Origin of the sequence: Escherichia sp. E2748 (assembly GCF_005781125.1) — a bacterium.
In the GTDB taxonomy this organism is placed as follows: domain Bacteria; phylum Pseudomonadota; class Gammaproteobacteria; order Enterobacterales; family Enterobacteriaceae; genus Escherichia.
Genome location: NZ_VATP01000012.1, coordinates 38,116 through 56,799 on the forward strand (window position 1 = coordinate 38,116; position 18,684 = coordinate 56,799).

General features: G+C 51.3%; 16 protein-coding genes and 1 pseudogene. 11 read left to right on the forward strand and 6 right to left on the reverse strand.

Going from position 1 to position 18,684, the window contains the following annotated elements:
- Positions 1–23 precede the first annotated feature (23 nt).
- Positions 24–1,301 carry an MFS transporter gene (locus FEK42_RS11895; RefSeq protein ID WP_130207674.1) on the reverse strand — a complete coding sequence of 426 codons (1,278 nt, stop codon included), beginning with the start codon at positions 1,299–1,301 and terminating at the stop codon, positions 24–26.
- Positions 1,302–1,619: 318 nt separating this feature from the next.
- Between FEK42_RS11895 and FEK42_RS11900 the strand changes: the two genes are divergently transcribed.
- The 5 genes from FEK42_RS11900 (at position 1,620) to FEK42_RS11920 (ending at position 6,974) form a co-directional block, all read left to right on the forward strand.
- Positions 1,620–2,405, forward strand: coding sequence for an SDR family oxidoreductase (locus FEK42_RS11900; protein ID WP_000021321.1), 786 nt, complete (start codon positions 1,620–1,622; stop codon positions 2,403–2,405).
- Positions 2,406–2,474: 69 nt separating this feature from the next.
- Positions 2,475–3,929 (forward strand): FAD-binding oxidoreductase, encoded by a 1,455-nt coding sequence (locus tag FEK42_RS11905; RefSeq protein WP_000059300.1) that lies wholly within the window; start codon positions 2,475–2,477, stop codon positions 3,927–3,929.
- 21 nt (positions 3,930–3,950) lie between these two features.
- Positions 3,951–5,330 carry an MFS transporter gene (locus FEK42_RS11910; RefSeq protein ID WP_167852531.1) on the forward strand — a complete coding sequence of 460 codons (1,380 nt, stop codon included), beginning with the start codon at positions 3,951–3,953 and terminating at the stop codon, positions 5,328–5,330.
- Between the two features lie 7 nt (positions 5,331–5,337).
- On the forward strand, positions 5,338–6,117 hold the full coding sequence (locus FEK42_RS11915) for an electron transfer flavoprotein subunit beta/FixA family protein (protein ID WP_135492935.1): 780 nt from the start codon (positions 5,338–5,340) through the stop codon (positions 6,115–6,117).
- Positions 6,114–6,974, forward strand: coding sequence for an electron transfer flavoprotein subunit alpha/FixB family protein (locus FEK42_RS11920; protein ID WP_138211836.1), 861 nt, complete (start codon positions 6,114–6,116; stop codon positions 6,972–6,974). The genes FEK42_RS11915 and FEK42_RS11920 overlap by 4 nt, the downstream gene beginning before the upstream one ends.
- A gap of 146 nt (positions 6,975–7,120) precedes the next feature.
- On the opposite strand, the gene FEK42_RS11925 is transcribed toward FEK42_RS11920, so the two are convergent.
- From FEK42_RS11925 to queD, 4 genes are all read right to left on the reverse strand, one after another.
- Complete coding sequence (locus tag FEK42_RS11925) at positions 7,121–7,696, reverse strand: glycerol-3-phosphate responsive antiterminator (RefSeq protein ID WP_130207669.1); 576 nt, start codon at positions 7,694–7,696, stop codon at positions 7,121–7,123.
- 16 nt (positions 7,697–7,712) lie between these two features.
- Positions 7,713–7,973 carry a ferredoxin family protein gene (locus FEK42_RS11930; protein ID WP_130207668.1) on the reverse strand — a complete coding sequence of 87 codons (261 nt, stop codon included), beginning with the start codon at positions 7,971–7,973 and terminating at the stop codon, positions 7,713–7,715.
- Positions 7,964–9,235: an FAD-dependent oxidoreductase gene (locus FEK42_RS11935; protein ID WP_135492934.1), complete on the reverse strand. Its 1,272-nt coding sequence runs from the start codon at positions 9,233–9,235 to the stop codon at positions 7,964–7,966. Before FEK42_RS11935 ends, FEK42_RS11930 begins: the two co-directional genes overlap by 10 nt.
- Positions 9,236–9,312: 77 nt before the next feature.
- The gene (gene queD / locus FEK42_RS11940; protein ID WP_016159619.1) at positions 9,313–9,678 is read right to left on the reverse strand and encodes a 6-carboxytetrahydropterin synthase QueD; all 366 of its coding nucleotides are present in this window, start codon (positions 9,676–9,678) and stop codon (positions 9,313–9,315) included.
- A 315-nt stretch (positions 9,679–9,993) separates the two neighbouring features.
- On the opposite strand from queD, the gene cysJ reads away from it, so the two are divergent.
- The 5 genes and pseudogenes from cysJ to FEK42_RS11970 form a co-directional block, all read left to right on the forward strand.
- A complete protein-coding gene (gene cysJ, locus FEK42_RS11945) occupies positions 9,994–11,793 on the forward strand; it encodes an NADPH-dependent assimilatory sulfite reductase flavoprotein subunit (protein ID WP_138211837.1) in 1,800 nt (599 codons plus the stop codon).
- Positions 11,793–13,505 carry an assimilatory sulfite reductase (NADPH) hemoprotein subunit gene (gene cysI, locus FEK42_RS11950; protein ID WP_135492933.1) on the forward strand — a complete coding sequence of 571 codons (1,713 nt, stop codon included), beginning with the start codon at positions 11,793–11,795 and terminating at the stop codon, positions 13,503–13,505. Before cysJ ends, cysI begins: the two co-directional genes overlap by 1 nt.
- Positions 13,506–13,678: 173 nt before the next feature.
- Positions 13,679–14,413: a phosphoadenosine phosphosulfate reductase gene (cysH, locus tag FEK42_RS11955; RefSeq protein WP_135407655.1), complete on the forward strand. Its 735-nt coding sequence runs from the start codon at positions 13,679–13,681 to the stop codon at positions 14,411–14,413.
- 265 nt (positions 14,414–14,678) lie between these two features.
- Positions 14,679–14,831, forward strand: a complete 153-nt coding sequence (locus FEK42_RS11965) for a Hok/Gef family protein (RefSeq protein WP_130214493.1) — start codon at positions 14,679–14,681, stop codon at positions 14,829–14,831.
- 237 nt (positions 14,832–15,068) lie between these two features.
- Positions 15,069–16,441, forward strand: a pseudogene (locus FEK42_RS11970) (CRISPR-associated endonuclease Cas3''); the annotation flags it as partial.
- A 46-nt stretch (positions 16,442–16,487) separates the two neighbouring features.
- Here the strand turns inward: FEK42_RS11970 and iap are convergent.
- Positions 16,488–17,525 (reverse strand): alkaline phosphatase isozyme conversion aminopeptidase, encoded by a 1,038-nt coding sequence (gene iap, locus FEK42_RS11975; protein ID WP_131162384.1) that lies wholly within the window; start codon positions 17,523–17,525, stop codon positions 16,488–16,490.
- A 250-nt stretch (positions 17,526–17,775) separates the two neighbouring features.
- Here iap and cysD point away from each other — a divergent pair, with 250 nt between their 5' ends.
- The gene (cysD, locus tag FEK42_RS11980) at positions 17,776–18,684 is read left to right on the forward strand and encodes a sulfate adenylyltransferase subunit CysD (RefSeq protein WP_000372392.1); all 909 of its coding nucleotides are present in this window, start codon (positions 17,776–17,778) and stop codon (positions 18,682–18,684) included.

An 18,684-nucleotide genomic window follows, 5' to 3' on the forward strand; every position in this document is an offset into this window, starting at 1 on the left:
TTTTCTCCTGTAATTTTTCTGGCTTACTTGCTGTTAGCCGTTGCGGGGGCGATATCAGCAGTACGAATTTTTTGGAACAGCAAAAAGGTAAAGACGATCACCATGCCGAGCGCCGCCATGCCCATCAGCCACATGTTGCGGTAGGCTTCTGCAGCGGGCAGGGTGTCCTGCCAGTGACCGATAATCGGGTAAACGAAGACATCCGGCAGGAATCCAATCACCGAACAAATACCTACCGTGGTACCCATAATGTAAGACGGTGTTCTCGCTTCGCCGGGGCAGGCCCAGTACAGCCCGCGTGAGGCGTAACAGGTGAATCCCAGTAGTAAAATCAGGCCAATCCCCATCGCGACCGATTGCGGGTTAGAGTTGGTAACGAGTAGGGCAGTCAGTGCCAGCAGGCCGATGATGGAAAGGATTTGGATCACGCGGGTAGGGGATTTCACTTTGCTGTAGGTGGTGATGATGCCGCCAAGTGGACCACACAGTGCGCGGAAGATTTTGTTGATCACAATCCCCATGTAGCTCGCCGCCACCAGCGACATGCCGTACATCTCGGTCAGATAGTTGGTGGAGTAACTCAGAATGGCGTAGATGGTGAAGACGCCAAAAATCACCATGCTGCAATACCAGGTGGTGCTGATGCGCAAAACGGCCAGGATGTCGCTAAGCTGGAATGACTGTTTTTCTTCGTTATTGGCACTGCGCAGGTTGTTGTTATCGCTAACAAAAAACCAGCACAGAATCCCCAATAAGATGTAAACCACACTGTAGATAATAATGACCGTTTTCAGGCTGGCGCTGTCATCCGGTGCAAAGCGAGAAAAGACCCACATGGTAAACACCGCCAGCGACATTACACCGACGCCGCGCAGCCCTTCCATCCAGCCCATGATCTTCCCTTGCTCGCTATGATCGCCAAGTAATGAGGCGGCTTTAATCGACACTGACCACAGCATTAAAATAGTGGTTATGGCAAAGGCGACCTGAATACAGAGCATTACCCAGAGTGGTGGATAGGTTGCCATTATCAGGCCCAGCAACCCAGTAATGATCATCGCGGAAGTAATCATTTTGCGGTGTGAAAATTTATCGGCAATAACGCCGCTGGGGGCATAAAGAATAATGGCCGCAATACCAAATGTACTCATTATTAAACCTATCTCGGTATTGCTGAATCCCATAAATTTCGCCATGGGAATTTGATAAATATAACGTAAATAAGCCAGGTCAAAACTTACGCCGCCGCTAAAACTAATTATCGCGAGGGTTATCCAACGGCGATATGAGTTGTGTTGCATATCGTATTCCCATTTGTAATAGACAAAAAAAAGAGAAAAGTAAGCCGCCCTTTCAGGTGGATTACTTTTCTCAGGTCTCTAGTAATTGCGATAAGAAATAACATGGAAAGAAAAGGTGTTGTGTGAGAGTAATCACGCTTCTGCTTTTTAAAACTATTTGATAATACGAACAGCACACTGTGATTACGATCACATTAGCAGTTATGCCCTTATGCTAAAAATTATCTCCAGTTACCAGAGATAATGAGAAAGGTAACTTCCCTCTCGCGGGGGAAGTTACCTTTCTTTTTTTTTGCCTTACGGAAATTGGAGCTAACTATGTCAATCGAATCTCTCAATGCGTTCTCAATGGATTTTTTCTCCCTGAAAGGTAAAACAGCAATTGTTACCGGCGGGAATAGCGGTTTAGGTCAGGCATTTGCAATGGCGTTGGCCAAAGCTGGCGCAAATATTTTTATTCCAAGTTTTGTCAAAGATAACGGCGAAACAAAGGAAATGATTGAAAAACAGGGTGTTGAAGTGGACTTCATGCAGGTGGATATCACCGCAGAAGGCGCACCGCAGAAGATTATCGCTGCCTGCTGTGAGCGCTTCGGTACCGTCGATATTCTGGTTAACAATGCCGGTATTTGTAAGCTGAATAAAGTGCTGGACTTCGGTCGTGCCGACTGGGATCCAATGATTGATGTGAACCTGACCGCCGCATTCGAGTTAAGCTATGAAGCGGCAAAAATTATGATCCCGCAGAAAAGCGGTAAAATCATTAATATCTGTTCATTGTTCTCTTACTTAGGTGGACAATGGTCACCTGCTTATTCTGCCACTAAACATGCTCTTGCCGGATTCACCAAAGCCTATTGCGATGAATTAGGCCAATATAATATTCAGGTGAATGGTATTGCTCCGGGATATTACGCTACCGATATCACTCTGGCGACCCGTAGTAATCCAGAAACTAACCAGCGCGTTCTTGATCATATTCCGGCAAACCGTTGGGGCGACACTCAGGATTTAATGGGCGCAGCCGTATTCCTCGCAAGTCCGGCTTCAAATTATGTCAACGGACATTTATTAGTGGTTGATGGCGGTTATTTAGTGCGCTAACCCATAACGGTGGTTTCTGTTTTCTCTTATTAATGATTATTCCATTTTTATTATCAGGAAGGAATTACTATGTCTTTATCTCGCGCAGCGATTGTCGACCAGCTAAAGGAAATTGTTGGTGCAGATCGCGTAATTACCGATGAAACCGTATTAAAGAAAAACAGTATTGACCGTTTTCGTAAATTTCCGGATATTCATGGCATTTATACTTTGCCGATTCCGGCAGCGGTCGTAAAACTCGGTTCCACAGAACAAGTCTCCCGTGTGCTGAATTTTATGAATGCGCACAAAATTAACGGTGTGCCGCGTACCGGTGCTTCCGCCACTGAAGGTGGGCTGGAAACCGTTGTGGAAAACTCGGTGGTGCTCGACGGCTCCGCCATGAATCAAATCATTAATATTGATATTGAGAATATGCAAGCCACGGCGCAATGTGGCGTTCCGCTGGAGGTGCTGGAAAACGCGTTGCGTGAAAAAGGTTACACCACGGGGCATTCTCCGCAATCAAAACCGCTGGCTCAGATGGGCGGCCTGGTAGCAACCCGCAGTATCGGGCAGTTCTCCACACTCTACGGCGCAATCGAAGATATGGTCGTTGGTCTGGAAGCAGTACTGGCAGATGGCACTGTGACACGCATTAAAAACGTGCCACGCCGCGCGGCTGGCCCGGACATTCGTCACATCATCATCGGCAACGAAGGTGCATTGTGCTATATCACTGAAGTAACAGTGAAAATCTTTAAATTCACCCCGGAAAACAACCTCTTCTACGGCTATATCCTGGAAGACATGAAAACCGGCTTCAACATCCTGCGTGAAATCATGGTGGAAGGGTATCGTCCGTCGATCGCTCGTTTGTATGACGCTGAAGATGGCACCCAACACTTCACCCATTTTGCCGACGGAAAATGCGTGCTGATCTTTATGGCTGAAGGTAACCCTCGCATTGCGAAGGCGACGGGCGAAGGGATTGCGGAAATCGTTGCCCGCTACCCGCAATGCCAGCGCGTGGACAGCAAGCTGATCGAAACCTGGTTTAACAATCTGAACTGGGGACCAGATAAAGTGGCTGCCGAACGTGTGCAGATCCTCAAAACCGGCAACATGGGCTTTACCACTGAAGTGTCCGGCTGCTGGAGCTGCATCCACGAAATCTACGAAAGCGTTATTAACCGTATTCGTACCGAGTTCCCGCACGCCGACGACATCACCATGCTGGGCGGTCACTCCTCTCATAGCTACCAGAACGGCACCAACATGTACTTCGTCTACGACTACAACGTCGTTGACTGTAAGCCGGAAGAGGAAATCGACAAGTACCACAATCCGCTCAACAAAATCATCTGCGAAGAAACCATTCGCCTCGGCGGTTCGATGGTGCACCACCACGGTATCGGTAAACATCGCGTTCACTGGAGCAAACTGGAACACGGCAGCGCGTGGGCGTTGCTGGAAGGGCTGAAAAAGCAGTTCGATCCTAACGGCATTATGAATACGGGTACTATCTATCCGATTGAAAAATAATGTGTCAGGCAGCGTCCCGTGATGTCGGGGCGTTGCCTTTTCGGCTTCTCAACCAGGAAGCCGTTCTTATTACCGGACAATGAAGGGGTAAAGATGAACACTTCACCGGTGCGAATGGATGATTTACCACTTAACCGTTTTCACTGCCGCATTGCTGCGCTCACTTTCGGTGCGCACCTGACCGACGGTTATGTCCTCGGCGTCATTGGTTACGCCATTATTCAGCTTACTCCAGCCATGCAACTGACGCCGTTTATGGCGGGTATGATTGGCGGCTCGGCGTTACTTGGCCTGTTTATCGGCAGCCTGGTTTTGGGGTGGATCTCCGACCATATTGGGCGACAAAAAATCTTCACCTTCAGTTTTTTGCTGATTACGCTTGCTTCGTTTTTACAATTTTTTGCCACCACGCCAGAGCATCTTATTGGACTGCGCATTTTGATTGGCATTGGTCTGGGAGGCGATTACTCAGTCGGTCACACCTTGCTGGCTGAATTTTCCCCGCGCCGCCATCGCGGTATTTTGCTGGGCGCATTCAGCGTGGTGTGGACCGTAGGCTATGTGCTGGCAAGTATCGCCGGACATCACTTTATTTCCGAAAACCCGGAAGCCTGGCGCTGGCTGCTGGCATCGGCAGCTCTGCCCGCGTTGTTGATTACGTTATTACGCTGGGGAACGCCAGAATCGCCACGCTGGCTACTTCGCCAGGGACGTTTTGCAGAAGCTCACGCTATCGTACATCGCTATTTTGGTCCCCATGTTTTATTGGGCGATGAAGTGGCAGCGGCGACCCATAAACACATCAAAACCTTGTTCTCTTCGCGCTACTGGCGGCGCACGGCGTTTAACAGCGTCTTCTTTGTCTGCCTCGTAATCCCATGGTTTGTGATTTATACCTGGCTGCCGACCATTGCCCAAACTATTGGTCTGGAAGATGCGCTGACCGCCAGCCTGATGCTTAATGCGTTGTTAATTGTGGGCGCGCTGCTGGGATTAGTTCTGACGCACTTGCTGGCACATCGCAAATTTTTGCTGGGAAGTTTTTTGCTGCTGGCGGCAACGCTGGTAGTGATGGCCTGTTTGCCTTCCGGCAGTTCATTAACGCTACTGCTTTTTGTTCTCTTCAGCACCACCATTTCGGCGGTCAGTAATCTGGTGGGCATTTTGCCTGCGGAAAGTTTTCCTACTGACATTCGCTCGCTGGGCGTCGGTTTTGCCACTGCCATGAGTCGACTTGGCGCGGCGGTAAGTACGGGTCTGCTGCCGTGGATTCTGGCGCAGTGGGGGATGCAAATTACCTTATTGATCCTGGCGGCAGTGTTGTTAGTTGGTTTTGTCGTGACCTGGCTATGGGCACCAGAAACTAAAGCCCTCCTGCTGGTGGCGGCGGGAAATGTATGAGGTGCGAATGAACATACTGTTAGCGTTTAAAGCCGAACCGGATGCCGGGATGCTGGCGGAAAAAGAGTGGCTGGCGGCGGCTCAGGGTAATAGCGGACCGGATGTTTCGCTACTGCGAAGTTTACTCGGTGCTGATGAACAGGCCGCTGCCGCGCTGCTGTTGGCGCAGAGAAAAAATGGCACGCCGATGACTTTAACCGCGTTGAGCATAGGCGATGAACGGGCGTTGCACTGGCTGCGCTATCTCATGGCTCTTGGGTTTGAGGAAGCTGTATTGCTGGAGACGGCGGCAGATCTGCGCTTTGCGCCGGAATTTGTCGCCTGGCATATTGGCGAATGGCAGCGCCAGAATCCGCTGGATCTGCTAATTACCGGCTGCCAAAGCAGCGAAGGACAGAATGGGCAAACGCCATTTTTGCTGGCGGAAATGCTGGGCTGGCCCTGTTTCACCCAGGTGGAGCGTTTCACTCTCGACGCGCCGTTTATCACCCTCGAACAGCGTACTGAAAATGGGCTGCGCTGTTGTCGTGTCCGCTTGCCCGTGGTGATTGCTGTGCGCCAGTGTGGCGAAGTGGCCTTGCCAGTACCGGGAATGCGCCAGCGTATGACGGCGGGGAAAGCGGAAATTATCCGCAAAACTGTTGCTGCTGAATCGCCAGCGATGCAGTGCCTGCAACTGGCAAGGCCAGAGCAACGACGCAGAGCGACGCTGATTGATGGGCAAACGGTAGCAGAAAAAGCGCAAAAGCTATGGCAGGACTATTTACGCCAAAGGATGCAGCCATGAATATCGCAATTGTGACAATAAATCAGGAACATGCCGCAATAGCGGGCTGGCTGGTGGAGCAGGATTTCAGCGGCAGCACACTAACGCACTGGCAAATCGAGCCGCAGCCGATGGTCGCGGAACAGGTGCTGGATGCGCTGGTAGAACAGTGGCAGCGAACGCCTGTGGACGTTGTTCTCTTTCCGCCGGGAACGTTTGGTGATGAACTGTCGACCCGGCTGGCCTGGCGTTTACATGGTGCAAGCATCTGCCAGGTGACTTCGTTAGATATTCCAACCGTAAGCGTGCGCAAATCCCACTGGGGAAATGCGCTAACGGCGACGTTGCAAACAGAAAAACGCCCGCTATGCCTTTCGCTGGCACGTCAGGTGGGAGCAGCGAAAAACGCCACGTTGCCCTCTGGTATGCAGCAACTGAACATTGTTCCCGGGGCGCTTCCCGACTGGCTGGTTAGCACAGAGGATCTTAAAAATGTTACCCGTGACCCATTAGCTGAGGCCAGACGAGTACTGGTAGTGGGGCAGGGCGGCGAGGCAGATAGCCATGACATCGCTACGCTGGCTGAAAAGCTGGGGGCAGAAGTGGGCTACAGTCGGGCGCGAGTGATGAACGGTGGCTTTGAAGCCGAAAAGGTCATTGGCATTTCCGGGCATTTGTTGGCGCCAGATGTTTGCATTGTGGCGGGCGCATCCGGTGCGGCAGCGTTAATGGCGGGCGTACGTAATAGTAAGTTTGTGGTGGCGATTAATCATGACGCCAGCGCGGCGGTATTTTCGCAGGCAGATGTTGGTGTGGTAGATGACTGGAAAGCCGTGCTGGAGGCACTGGTGACAAACATTCACGCAGACCGCCAATAACGTACAGTCGGATGCGGCGTGGACGGGGGCCAGGCTCGGGACTTGTAGGCCTGATAAGACGCGTCAAGCGTCGCATCAGGCGCTGAATGCCGGATTTGGCATACAGCCTACAAATCACACAAATTCAATTCGTTACGATTATCCCGTCAAAGCAATTTTTTCGCTAACGTCCAGACCCCGGTATTCGTGGTGGAAAGCGCCACCACACCCGCGTTAATCGCATTACGCGCATCTTCTTCATCGCACACCAACCCACCAGCAATCAGCGGTTGGCGGATTTTCTCCGTCACCCAGCCCAGCACTTTGGGCATGCAGCCTGGGAGGATCTCAATACAATCTGGGTTCGATTGCGCAACCTGCTTATCAATGTTGTGAAACGAAATCGAATCGACAATAAACAGGCGATGAATACAGAAAAAACCTTCCGCTCTTGCCGCTTTCAGCATCGATGCTTTCGTGCTGATAATGCCGTCCGCTTCGGTCACCAGTTTCAGAAACTGAATCACCACTTCTTTGTTCGATGCACCTTCCAGCAAATCGACATGAATAAAGGCATATTTCCCGGCGTTCTTAATCTTTTTAACGATATGGCTGATGGTGCAGATATTGCCGTACAACACGGAAATAAACTGGCATTCAGAATCGATTGCCAGTTGCAGGCTGGCATTATCTTTAACGGCAGCAATCACCGGATTCTGGCGGAGCAGGTGTAAGAGGGACATAAATTATCCTTATTATTTATCCAAAGCGGTAGGTGATGCCGAATCCGGAAGGCGGATAGCGCCACTGTTGTAGTGTTTTTTCGTCGCACAGCAAACGGCAGGTTCCGCACTCAAGGCAACCGCGATAATCAACACGTAAGTCCCCTTCCGGCGTGAGCGAAAAAAGACCTGCCGGACAGGCGTTAATCAATCGTTCTGCCGTCTGACGCTCAACGGAGTCAGCCGGAACAATGTGCGGCGCATCAGCAACGCGCCAGAGATTACGGGCTACAGACATCGCAGACTCCTGATAACATCGCCCGCCAGATGCCACAGGCCATGACGACGTATATGACGCCAGAGTAACTGGCGCAGCGGCGGAACAGGTTTATCCCCCTGATCCCATAAATCACGGGAAATATCCTGCATTAACGCAGGCCACGCACGGTACCATCCCGGGCGTTGCAAAAGCGCCGGAACATGCTGATAACGTTGTAGAACATCCCACAGCTGACTGCGTTCTATGTTTTGATGATAAAGCGGAAACAGATTTTGCGGCTCGCGGTGCTGGCAGGCGCTTATCAGCGTTTGTGCCGCCGCCTGTGCGCCAGTCAGCGCCATATCCATGCCGCGTACGGAAATTCCAGTATTGACGCAACTGCGTAACGCATCGCCCACCAGTAGCCAGCCGTTACCGGCGTATTGCACCGGCATACTGTGCAGGCCACCTTCTGGCACCAGATGCGCGCCATACTCCAGCGATTCCGTGTTTTTGATAAGCGGGCGCACTGCTGGATGCGTTTTAAAGCGGGCCAGCAGCTCGCTTGCCGGAACACGACTTTGCGTAAGGGAAGAGAGCGGGCAAACAATCCCTAACGAGAGCGTTTGTTGATTAGTATAAAGAAATGCGCCGCCGGGCAAGTCATCACAGATTTCGCCGCTGAACAGCAACGCTGCGCCTTCGTTATTCTCCAGATGAAAACGTTCTTCAATAGCGGATGTTTCCAGCGCCAGCACTTCTTTGATTCCTAACGCCATTGATTCGCCAGCAGGGCGGGTAACTAATCCGTGGCGTTCCGCCAGGAGGCTATTGGCACCTTCTGCCAGGACGACATAACGGGTGCGGAGAATATCGTCACCACAGATAACGCCACACACTCTGCCGTTTTCTTCATACAGCGCATCTACCGTCGCACCAGGGATACACTCGACACCTTCTTTTTCGGCTTCGGCAACCAGCCACGGATCGAATCGCGGGCGTAACACGCTCCATGACTCGCCGTTGGGCAGTAAGCTGGAAAATGTTGTGGCGCCATCTGGTGTTAATAAAGAAAGGCTTTCGTGGGTGATGCGACGCTCAAGGGGCGCGGTCAGATGAAATTGCGGGAGGAGTTCAGCGAGCGCATGGGTATATAAACGCCCGCCGGAAAGGTTTTTACTGCCGGGAATTTCAGCGCGTTCCAGTAACAGAACGGACAAACCTGCCCGCGCGCAGCGTAAAGCACAAGCGGTGCCTGCTATACCCGCACCGATGATAATAATGTCGCAGTCATCTTCCATGGTGTGCTCCAGATATCCTGAGCGCAACACCCTAACATAGCGTTACTTAAGGGAAATTGACCGCCGACACACTCTTATCATTCGCCGCGATAGATACAGCCTGCAGTGCAGGTTTCTTTCACCATCACCGCACTTAATAGCGGCACAACGGGTTTAACTTGATCCCAAATCCATTTTGCTAAAACTTCGCTGGTTGGGTTTTCCAGACCGGGTATATCATTGAGGTAATAGTGGTCGAGGCGATCGTAGGTTGGTTTAAACGCCGCTTTCAGTTCAGCGAAATCGATAATCCAGCCCGTATGTGGATCGACTTCCCCTGTGATTTCCAGGCGCACCATAAAAGAATGCCCGTGTAAGCGCCCGCACTTATGTCCCTGTGGGACGTGCGGCAGACGGTGAGCGGCTTCGAAGGTGAAATCTTTAAATAACGTGGTGGACATCATAATTTCTCTACAGGACGATAAAACCGCCGTAGAGTACCGGAAAGCCTGTTTTTTCGCATTACTAAAAACGGGTTTGTTGCGCAAAATGACCGATTTAACTTAATTGCGGTCGATATTTATTTATTTTTCATTGAGTTAATAAATCTATTTTGTTGTTAAAGACTATTGCTAAAACAGGTTAGTCGATTTGGTTATTAGTTATCGCTATCCCGTCTTTAATCCACCCCCTTCGCGCCGTTAACCTTACCTTCTCTTCTGTTTTATGGGCGCTGACAGGGCCGATAAACAGCTTTGCTTACTGGAACATAACGACGCATGACGACACAGGTCCCACCTTCCGCTTTGCTTCCGCTGAACCCGGAGCAACTGGCACGCCTCCAGGCGGCCACGACCGATTTAACGCCCACCCAGCTTGCCTGGGTTTCTGGCTATTTCTGGGGCGTGCTCAATCAGCAGCCTGCTACGCTTGCAGCGACGCCAGCGCCCGCCGCAGAAATGCCGGGTATTACTATTATCTCCGCTTCGCAAACCGGCAATGCGCGTCGGGTCGCCGAAGCGTTACGCGATGACTTATTAGCGGTAAAACTGAACGTTAAGCTGGTGAACGCGGGCGACTATAAATTCAAACAAATCGCCAGCGAAAAACTGCTTATCGTGGTGACGTCAACACAAGGGGAAGGGGAACCGCCGGAAGAAGCCGTCGCGCTGCATAAGTTTCTGTTCTCCAAAAAAGCGCCGAAGCTGGAAAACACCGCGTTTGCCGTGTTTAGCCTTGGCGATAGCTCTTATGAATTTTTCTGCCAGTCCGGGAAAGATTTCGACAGCAAGCTGGCGGAACTGGGCGGTGAACGCCTGCTCGATCGTGTCGATGCCGACGTTGAATACCAGGCCGCTGCCAGCGAGTGGCGCGCCCGCGTGGTTGATGCGCTTAAATCGCGCGCGCCTGTCGCAGCACCTTCACAATCCGTCGCTACTGGCGCGCTAAATGAAATCCACACCAGCCCGTACAGCAAAGACGCGCCGCTGGTGGCTAGCCTTTCGGTTAACCAGAAAATTACCGGGCGTAACTCTGAAAAAGACATTCGTCATATCGAAATTGACTTAGGCGACTCAGGCCTGCGTTACCAGCCGGGTGACGCGCTGGGCGTCTGGTATCAGAACGATCCGGCACTGGTGAAAGAACTTGTCGAACTGCTGTGGCTGAAAGGCGATGAACCTGTCACCGTTGAGGGCAAAACCCTGCCGTTGAATGAGGCGCTACAGTGGCACTTCGAACTGACCGTCAACACCGCCAATATCGTTGAGAACTACGCTACCTTAACGCGCAGCGAAACGCTGCTGCCGCTGGTGGGCGATAAAGCGAAGTTGCAGCATTACGCCGCGACCACGCCGATTGTCGACATGGTGCGTTTCTCGCCGGCACAACTGGATGCCGAAGCGCTGATTAATCTGCTGCGCCCGCTGACCCCGCGCCTCTATTCCATAGCCTCCTCGCAGGCGGAAGTCGAGAACGAAGTACACGTCACCGTTGGCGTGGTGCGTTACGACGTGGAAGGCCGCGCCCGTGCCGGTGGTGCTTCTAGTTTCCTCGCGGATCGCGTGGAAGAAGAGGGCGAAGTCCGCGTCTTTATCGAACATAACGACAACTTCCGCCTGCCTGCTAACCCGGAAACCCCGGTGATTATGATTGGCCCAGGTACTGGTATTGCGCCGTTCCGCGCCTTTATGCAGCAACGTGCCGCCGACGAAGCGCCGGGCAAAAACTGGCTTTTCTTCGGCAACCCACACTTTACGGAAGATTTCCTCTACCAGGTGGAATGGCAGCGTTACGAGAAAGAAGGCGTGCTGACGCGCATCGATCTCGCCTGGTCGCGCGATCAAAAAGAAAAAATTTACGTACAAGACAAACTGCGCGAACAGGGCGCAGAACTGTGGCGCTGGATCAATGACGGTGCCCACATTTATGTCTGCGGCGACGCTAATCGCATGGCGAAAGACGTTGAACAGGCGCTTCTGGAAGTGATTGCCGAATTTGGTGGCATGGACACCGAAGCGGCGGATGAATTTTTAAGTGAGCTGCGCGTAGAGCGCCGTTATCAGCGAGATGTCTACTAATGAGCGAAAAACATCCAGGGCCTTTAGTGGTCGAAGGTAAACTGGCAGACGCCGAGCGCATGAAGCTTGAAAGCAACTATCTGCGCGGCACGATTGCTGAAGATTTAAATGACGGCCTGACCGGTGGGTTTAAGGGCGATAACTTCCTGCTGATCCGTTTCCACGGTATGTATCAGCAGGATGACCGTGACATCCGCGCTGAACGTGCTGAGCAGAAGCTGGAACCGCGCCACGCCATGATGCTGCGCTGCCGTTTGCCTGGCGGTGTTATCACCACCAAACAGTGGCAGGCGATCGATAAATTTGCGGTGGAAAACACCATTTACGGTAGCATCCGCCTGACCAACCGTCAGACGTTTCAGTTCCACGGTATTCTGAAAAAGAACGTCAAACCTGCGCACCAGATGCTGCACTCGGTTGGTCTGGATGCGTTAGCCACCGCCAACGACATGAACCGTAACGTGCTGTGCACCTCGAACCCGTTCGAGTCGCAGCTGCATGCGGAAGCGTATGAATGGGCGAAGAAAATTTCTGAACATCTGCTGCCGCGTACTCGCGCGTACGCGGAGATCTGGCTCGATCAGGAAAAAGTCGCCACTACTGATGAAGAGCCGATCCTTGGTCAGACCTACCTGCCGCGTAAGTTTAAAACCACGGTAGTGATCCCGCCGCAGAACGATATCGATCTGCATGCCAACGACATGAATTTCGTGGCGATCGCGGAAAACGGCAAGCTGGTGGGCTTTAACCTGTTGGTGGGCGGTGGGCTTTCCATGGAGCACGGTAACAAGAAAACCTACGCCCGCACGGCGAGCGAGTTTGGCTATCTGCCGCTGGAGCATACGCTGGCGGTGGCGGAAGCCGTCGTGACAACTCAGCGTGACTGGGGTAACCGAACCGATCGTAAAAATGCCAAAACCAAATACACGCTGGAGCGCGTGGGTGTTGAGACGTTTAAAGCGGAAGTGGAGCGTCGCGCGGGGATCAAATTTGAACCGATCCGTCCGTATGAGTTTACCGGACGCGGTGATCGTATTGGCTGGGTTAAGGGCATTGATGATAACTGGCATCTGACGCTGTTTATCGAAAATGGTCGCATCCTTGATTATCCTGGGCGTCCGCTGAAAACCGGCTTGCTGGAGATCGCGAAGATCCACAAAGGCGATTTCCGCATTACGGCGAACCAGAATCTGATCATCGCCGGTGTACCGGAAAGTGAGAAAGCGAAGATCGAGAAGATCGCCAAAGAGAGCGGGTTGATGAATGCCGTCACGCCGCAGCGTGAAAACTCAATGGCTTGCGTGTCATTCCCGACTTGCCCGCTGGCGATGGCGGAAGCGGAGCGTTTCCTGCCGTCGTTTATCGATAACATCGATAATTTAATGGCGAAACATGGCATTAGCGATGAGCATATCGTGATGCGTGTAACAGGCTGCCCGAACGGTTGTGGTCGCGCGATGCTGGCGGAAGTGGGTCTGGTGGGTAAAGCGCCGGGTCGCTACAACCTGCATCTTGGCGGCAACCGCATGGGGACACGTATCCCACGGATGTATAAAGAAAACATCTCCGAGCCGGAAATCCTGGCGTCGCTTGATGAACTGATAGGGCGCTGGGCGAAAGAGCGTGAAGCGGGTGAAGGCTTCGGCGACTTTACGGTGCGTGCGGGCATCATTCGCCCGGTGCTCGACCCGGCGCGCGATTTGTGGGATTAACCATCAGCCCGGTCTTGTAGGCCTGATAAGACGCGCCAGCGTCGCATCAGGCAAGTTGGCACCTTTGCCGGATGCGGCGTAAACGCCTTATCCGACCTACGGTTGAGCCCGGTCTTGTAGGCCTGATAAGACGCGTCAGCGTCGCATCAGGCAAGGCAAACAGTGAGGAACTTATGTCCAAACTCGATCTAAACACCCTGAACGAACTGCCAAAGGTAGACCGGATTCTGGCGCTGGCCCAAACTAACGCCGAACTGGAAAAACTGGACGCTGAAGGCCGCGTTGCCTGGGCGCTGGATAATCTGCCCGGTGAATATGTGCTTTCTTCCAGCTTCGGCATTCAGGCGGCGGTGAGCCTGCATCTGGTGAATCAGATTCACCCGGACATTCCGGTGATCCTCACCGATACCGGTTATCTGTTCCCGGAAACTTACCGCTTTATTGACGAGTTAACGGACAAACTCAAGCTCAACCTGAAAGTGTACCGTGCTACCGAAAGCGCCGCCTGGCAGGAAGCGCGCTACGGTAAACTGTGGGAGCAGGGCGTTGAAGGCATTGAAAAATACAATGACATCAACAAAGTTGAACCGATGAACCGGGCGCTGAAAGAACTGAATGCGCAAACCTGGTTTGCTGGCCTGCGCCGCGAACAATCCGGCAGCCGCGCTAATTTACCGGTGCTGGCAATTCAGCGTGGCGTATTTAAGGTGCTGCCGATTATCGACTGGGATAACCGGATGATATATCAGTACCTGCAAAAACATGGCCTGAAATATCACCCATTATGGGATGAAGGATATTTATCGGTGGGAGATACCCATACAACCCGTAAATGGGAACCTGGCATGGCGGAAGAAGAAACGCGTTTCTTTGGATTAAAAAGAGAATGTGGGCTTCACGAAGGGTAATAAATCGGTACCGTTAATAAGCGCCCCTGTCGGAAACGATGGGGGCGTATTTATTTTGCGAGCAGCATTCCGGCATTTAAACGTGAGCGTCGCAGGGAGAATTAACAGGTATAGAATGGCATTGGGTGCTTGAGGCTGTCTGGCGTTAAGCATTCGCGAGGTTCCAGATGGACAAAAGCCCCAGGCGATATTTCTATCAACCTGAGGCTTACGTTCGAACCCAAACAATTCGAATGTTAGTCTCTTCTTTGCAGGGAGGCAAGACATGCTGACAAAATATGCCCTTGCGGCAATCATCGTACTGTGTTGTACAGTACTGGGATTCACGCTGATGGTAGGCGACTCGTTGTGTGAGTTGAGTATCAGAGAACGTGGTATGGAGTTTAAGGCTGTTCTCGCTTACGAATCGAAGAAGTAGCCACCACGCGGGGGTAAAACCCCGCGTACTGAATTGTGATGGTTTGGTCTCCTGCACCCTTTTTTAATTTATATTGTTTATGTGAATATTATGCCTGTATTTATTATTCATATATATTACGGATGAAAGTCATTTAATTATTCATAATGCAGATATTTTATTGAACGATATATATCACAGATAATTTTTAATATATGCATAAATATCCTTTAAGTTTTACTGAAGGATAAAAACATTGTGACTTTCTTTGATTTCTGGGGAAAAACCCGACGTGCCGAGAAAGAGGGGGGGACGACTATCATCTTCTTTGTTGGCATTCGCTCGATGTAGCCGCGATGGGCTATTTAATGGTCAAAAGTAATTGCTTCGGGCTGGCTGACTATTTTCGTCAATTAGGTATTTCAGATAGGGAACAGGCGGCACAATTTTTCGCCTGGTTGCTGTGCTGGCACGATATTGGAAAATTTGCCCGCTCATTTCAGCAACTTTACCTGAACCCACAACTCAAGGTTCCGGAAGGCGCAAGAAAGAATTACGAAAAGATCTCTCATTCATACTGGTTGTGGCATCATTATTTAAGTGAATGCGAAGAATTGCTTCCTTCCTCTTTACTCTCTCCGCGCAAACTTAAACGGGTGATGGAGATGTGGATGCCCATGACTACCGGGCATCATGGTCGGCCCCCAGATCGTATTGATGAACTGGATAATTTTCTGCCTGAAGACAAAGCTGCCGCACGAGATTTTCTCCTTGAAATCAAGGCACTGTTTCCGCTCATCGAGATCCCCGCATTCTGGAATGATGACGAGGGCGTTGAACTTTTAAAACAACTTTCCTGGTATATCTCTGCAACCGTCGTACTCGCAGACTGGACGGGTTCGTCAACGCGGTTTTTTCCACGCGTCGCACGTGCTATGGATATTGAAGATTACTGGCAGAAAATTTTAGTTCAGGCTCAAAACGCATTAACCGTCTTTCCTCCAAAAGCAAAAACTGCACCTTTCACCGGAATTAATACGCTGTTTCCTTTTATTGAGCACCCGACACCGTTACAGCAAAAGGTGCTGGATCTGGATATCAGCCAGCCAGGGCCACAATTATTTATTCTGGAAGATGTGACTGGCGCAGGTAAAACAGAAGCGGCTCTTATCCTGGCGCACAGGTTGATGGCTGCGGGGAAAGCACAGGGTTTGTTTTTTGGCCTGCCAACAATGGCAACGGCCAATGCCATGTACGATCGGTTGGTCAAAACCTGGCTTGCTTTCTATTCTCCAGAATCTCGCCCCAGCCTGGTGCTGGCACACAGTGCCCGCACATTAATGGACCGCTTTAATGAATCACTCTGGTCCGGTGATTTAGTCGGGTCAGAAGAATCGGATGAACAAACGTTCAGTCAGGGATGTGCGGCCTGGTTTGCCGACAGTAACAAGAAGGCGTTACTGGCTGAAATTGGCGTCGGCACTTTGGATCAGGCGATGATGGCGGTGATGCCGTTCAAACATAATAATCTGCGGCTTCTGGGGCTGAGTAATAAAATCCTGCTGGCTGATGAGATCCACGCCTGTGACGCTTACATGTCGTGCATTCTTGAAGGGTTGATCGAGCGGCGTGTTCCCCGCGCCAGCGGGGAACTCCCAACTCTCATTTTCAACCCCATCAAGACGCCTTCGCCAGCTCCTTCACCAACGGTAACATTATCCGCATAACATCACGGCAGCGGCGTTCTATTCTTCCAGGAAGTGCCTTATCTATATGCTGTTGATTATCCAGTCTTACGTCATGCCAGCTATTTCCCGCAGGGAATGCGGCTGTTTTTGCTCGTTGCTGATAACCATCCTTATTCCCAAGATTCCAGTTTGTCGCTTCCACCGAAAGTACAGCAATGCCCGCTTTGTCGAATATTTCTGCGTCATTACAACACCCAGTGCCTTTCGGATAGTTTTTATTCAAACCTGGATTTGTGGTGGCGGCAATTCCGTGACTGCGGGCAATTGCCAGCGCCCGGTCGCGCGTTAATTTCCTTACTGCTTCAGGTGTTTTTACGCCACTGTTGAAATACAGCTTATCGCCAACAATCAGATTATCGAGGTTAATCACCAATAAAGTATTTTTCTTTTCGGTATCACTCATGCGCTTGAGTAAATTCTCAGCACCTAATTTCCCTTCCTCTTCACCACTGGTGGCAATAAAACGAATCCCATACTCAGTCGGAATATCTTTCAGGCGTTCAGCCAGCTCCAGCATGACACCTAAACCTGCGGCATTATCATCCATTCCTTGTAACGTCAGCCCGCCGAGATTGGCATCTGCATCTGCGTCGCTCTGCGGGGCATAGGTATCCAGATGCGCCATAATGATGATCTGCTGCGGCGCTTTGCCTTCATGAGCGGCAATCACCGTACTTCCCGTCACGTTGTGCCAGTTTTTGCGGTTATCGCGTGCGGTATAAATATATCGGCTATTAAATGTTCGAATGTCACTGCGGTAACCCATTTGCTGAAACTGTTGCCGAATATAATCGGCAGATAACATTTCTGCGGGTGTTCCGGTCATTCGTCCCGGAAAGAAAGTGGCAATATGTCGCGCCTGTGTATTGGCAAAATCACCAGGTTTAGGTGATGAGGCGTAAACGGGGAGAATAAAGCATACGCCGAGCGCCAGGGCAGCGGTACGGTGGCGCAATGCGGAAAACATAGTGAGTCCTTAAATACCATGCAAAATTTTTACCGCCATAGTATGAAACTGCCGCTGCGCTAAAACAATTTCAAATCTTCCTAAACGCCCGAAATTCGGTAGCTTAAGCACTTTTTGATATTTGCTTTGCCAAAGCGTTATTCCGTTAAGGAACTACTCATTCCAATTGGTAATTTCATTCGTTCTCCTGCGCTCCCTATAGTCGAAACATCTGATGGCAAGAAAATAGCGGTATTGCAAAGGAACGGTTATGGATCAAAAACGACTTACCCACCTACGACAGCTGGAGGCGGAAAGCATCCACATCATTCGCGAGGTGGCGGCAGAATTCTCAAATCCGGTGATGCTTTACTCCATCGGCAAAGATTCCAGCGTCATGCTGCATCTGGCGCGCAAGGCGTTTTATCCTGGTACGCTGCCGTTCCCACTGCTGCATGTCGATACCGGCTGGAAATTCCGCGAGATGTATGAGTTCCGCGATCGTACGGCGAAAGCTTACGGCTGCGAGTTGCTGGTACATAAAAACCCGGAAGGCGTGGCGATGGGGATTAACCCGTTCGTGCACGGCAGCGCCAAACATACCGACATTATGAAAACCGAAGGTTTGAAACAGGCTCTGAACAAATACGGTTTTGATGCCGCCTTCGGTGGCGCACGTCGCGATGAAGAGAAGTCCCGCGCCAAAGAACGAATCTACTCTTTCCGTGACCGATTTCATCGCTGGGATCCGAAAAACCAGCGTCCGGAGTTGTGGCACAACTATAACGGGCAGATCAACAAAGGCGAAAGCATCCGCGTCTTCCCGCTCTCTAACTGGACCGAGCAGGATATCTGGCAATACATCTGGCTGGAAAATATCGACATTGTTCCACTGTATCTCGCCGCTGAACGTCCGGTTCTGGAACGCGACGGTATGTTGATGATGATTGATGACAACCGTATCGACCTGCAACCGGGCGAAGTGATTAAAAAACGGATGGTGCGCTTCCGCACGCTGGGCTGCTGGCCGCTGACCGGTGCGGTTGAGTCGAATGCACAAACGCTGCCGGAGATCATCGAAGAGATGCTTGTTTCCACCACCAGTGAACGTCAGGGGCGCGTGATTGACCGCGACCAGGCAGGCTCTATGGAGCTGAAAAAACGTCAGGGGTATTTTTAA

Excerpts from the sequence above, each read along its gene's own strand:
- FEK42_RS11895 (WP_130207674.1), bottom strand. The coding sequence starts at position 1,301 with ATGCAACACAACTCATATCGCCGTTGGATAACCCTCGCGATAATTAGT.
- FEK42_RS11900 (WP_000021321.1), top strand. The coding sequence starts at position 1,620 with ATGTCAATCGAATCTCTCAATGCGTTCTCAATGGATTTTTTCTCCCTG.
- FEK42_RS11905 (WP_000059300.1), top strand. The coding sequence starts at position 2,475 with ATGTCTTTATCTCGCGCAGCGATTGTCGACCAGCTAAAGGAAATTGTT.
- FEK42_RS11910 (WP_167852531.1), top strand. The coding sequence starts at position 3,951 with ATGTCGGGGCGTTGCCTTTTCGGCTTCTCAACCAGGAAGCCGTTCTTA.
- FEK42_RS11915 (WP_135492935.1), top strand. The coding sequence starts at position 5,338 with ATGAACATACTGTTAGCGTTTAAAGCCGAACCGGATGCCGGGATGCTG.
- FEK42_RS11920 (WP_138211836.1), top strand. The coding sequence starts at position 6,114 with ATGAATATCGCAATTGTGACAATAAATCAGGAACATGCCGCAATAGCG.
- FEK42_RS11925 (WP_130207669.1), bottom strand. The coding sequence starts at position 7,696 with ATGTCCCTCTTACACCTGCTCCGCCAGAATCCGGTGATTGCTGCCGTT.
- FEK42_RS11930 (WP_130207668.1), bottom strand. The coding sequence starts at position 7,973 with ATGTCTGTAGCCCGTAATCTCTGGCGCGTTGCTGATGCGCCGCACATT.
- FEK42_RS11935 (WP_135492934.1), bottom strand. The coding sequence starts at position 9,235 with ATGGAAGATGACTGCGACATTATTATCATCGGTGCGGGTATAGCAGGC.
- queD (WP_016159619.1), bottom strand. The coding sequence starts at position 9,678 with ATGATGTCCACCACGTTATTTAAAGATTTCACCTTCGAAGCCGCTCAC.
- cysJ (WP_138211837.1), top strand. The coding sequence starts at position 9,994 with ATGACGACACAGGTCCCACCTTCCGCTTTGCTTCCGCTGAACCCGGAG.
- cysI (WP_135492933.1), top strand. The coding sequence starts at position 11,793 with ATGAGCGAAAAACATCCAGGGCCTTTAGTGGTCGAAGGTAAACTGGCA.
- cysH (WP_135407655.1), top strand. The coding sequence starts at position 13,679 with ATGTCCAAACTCGATCTAAACACCCTGAACGAACTGCCAAAGGTAGAC.
- FEK42_RS11965 (WP_130214493.1), top strand. The coding sequence starts at position 14,679 with ATGCTGACAAAATATGCCCTTGCGGCAATCATCGTACTGTGTTGTACA.
- iap (WP_131162384.1), bottom strand. The coding sequence starts at position 17,525 with ATGTTTTCCGCATTGCGCCACCGTACCGCTGCCCTGGCGCTCGGCGTA.
- cysD (WP_000372392.1), top strand. The coding sequence starts at position 17,776 with ATGGATCAAAAACGACTTACCCACCTACGACAGCTGGAGGCGGAAAGC.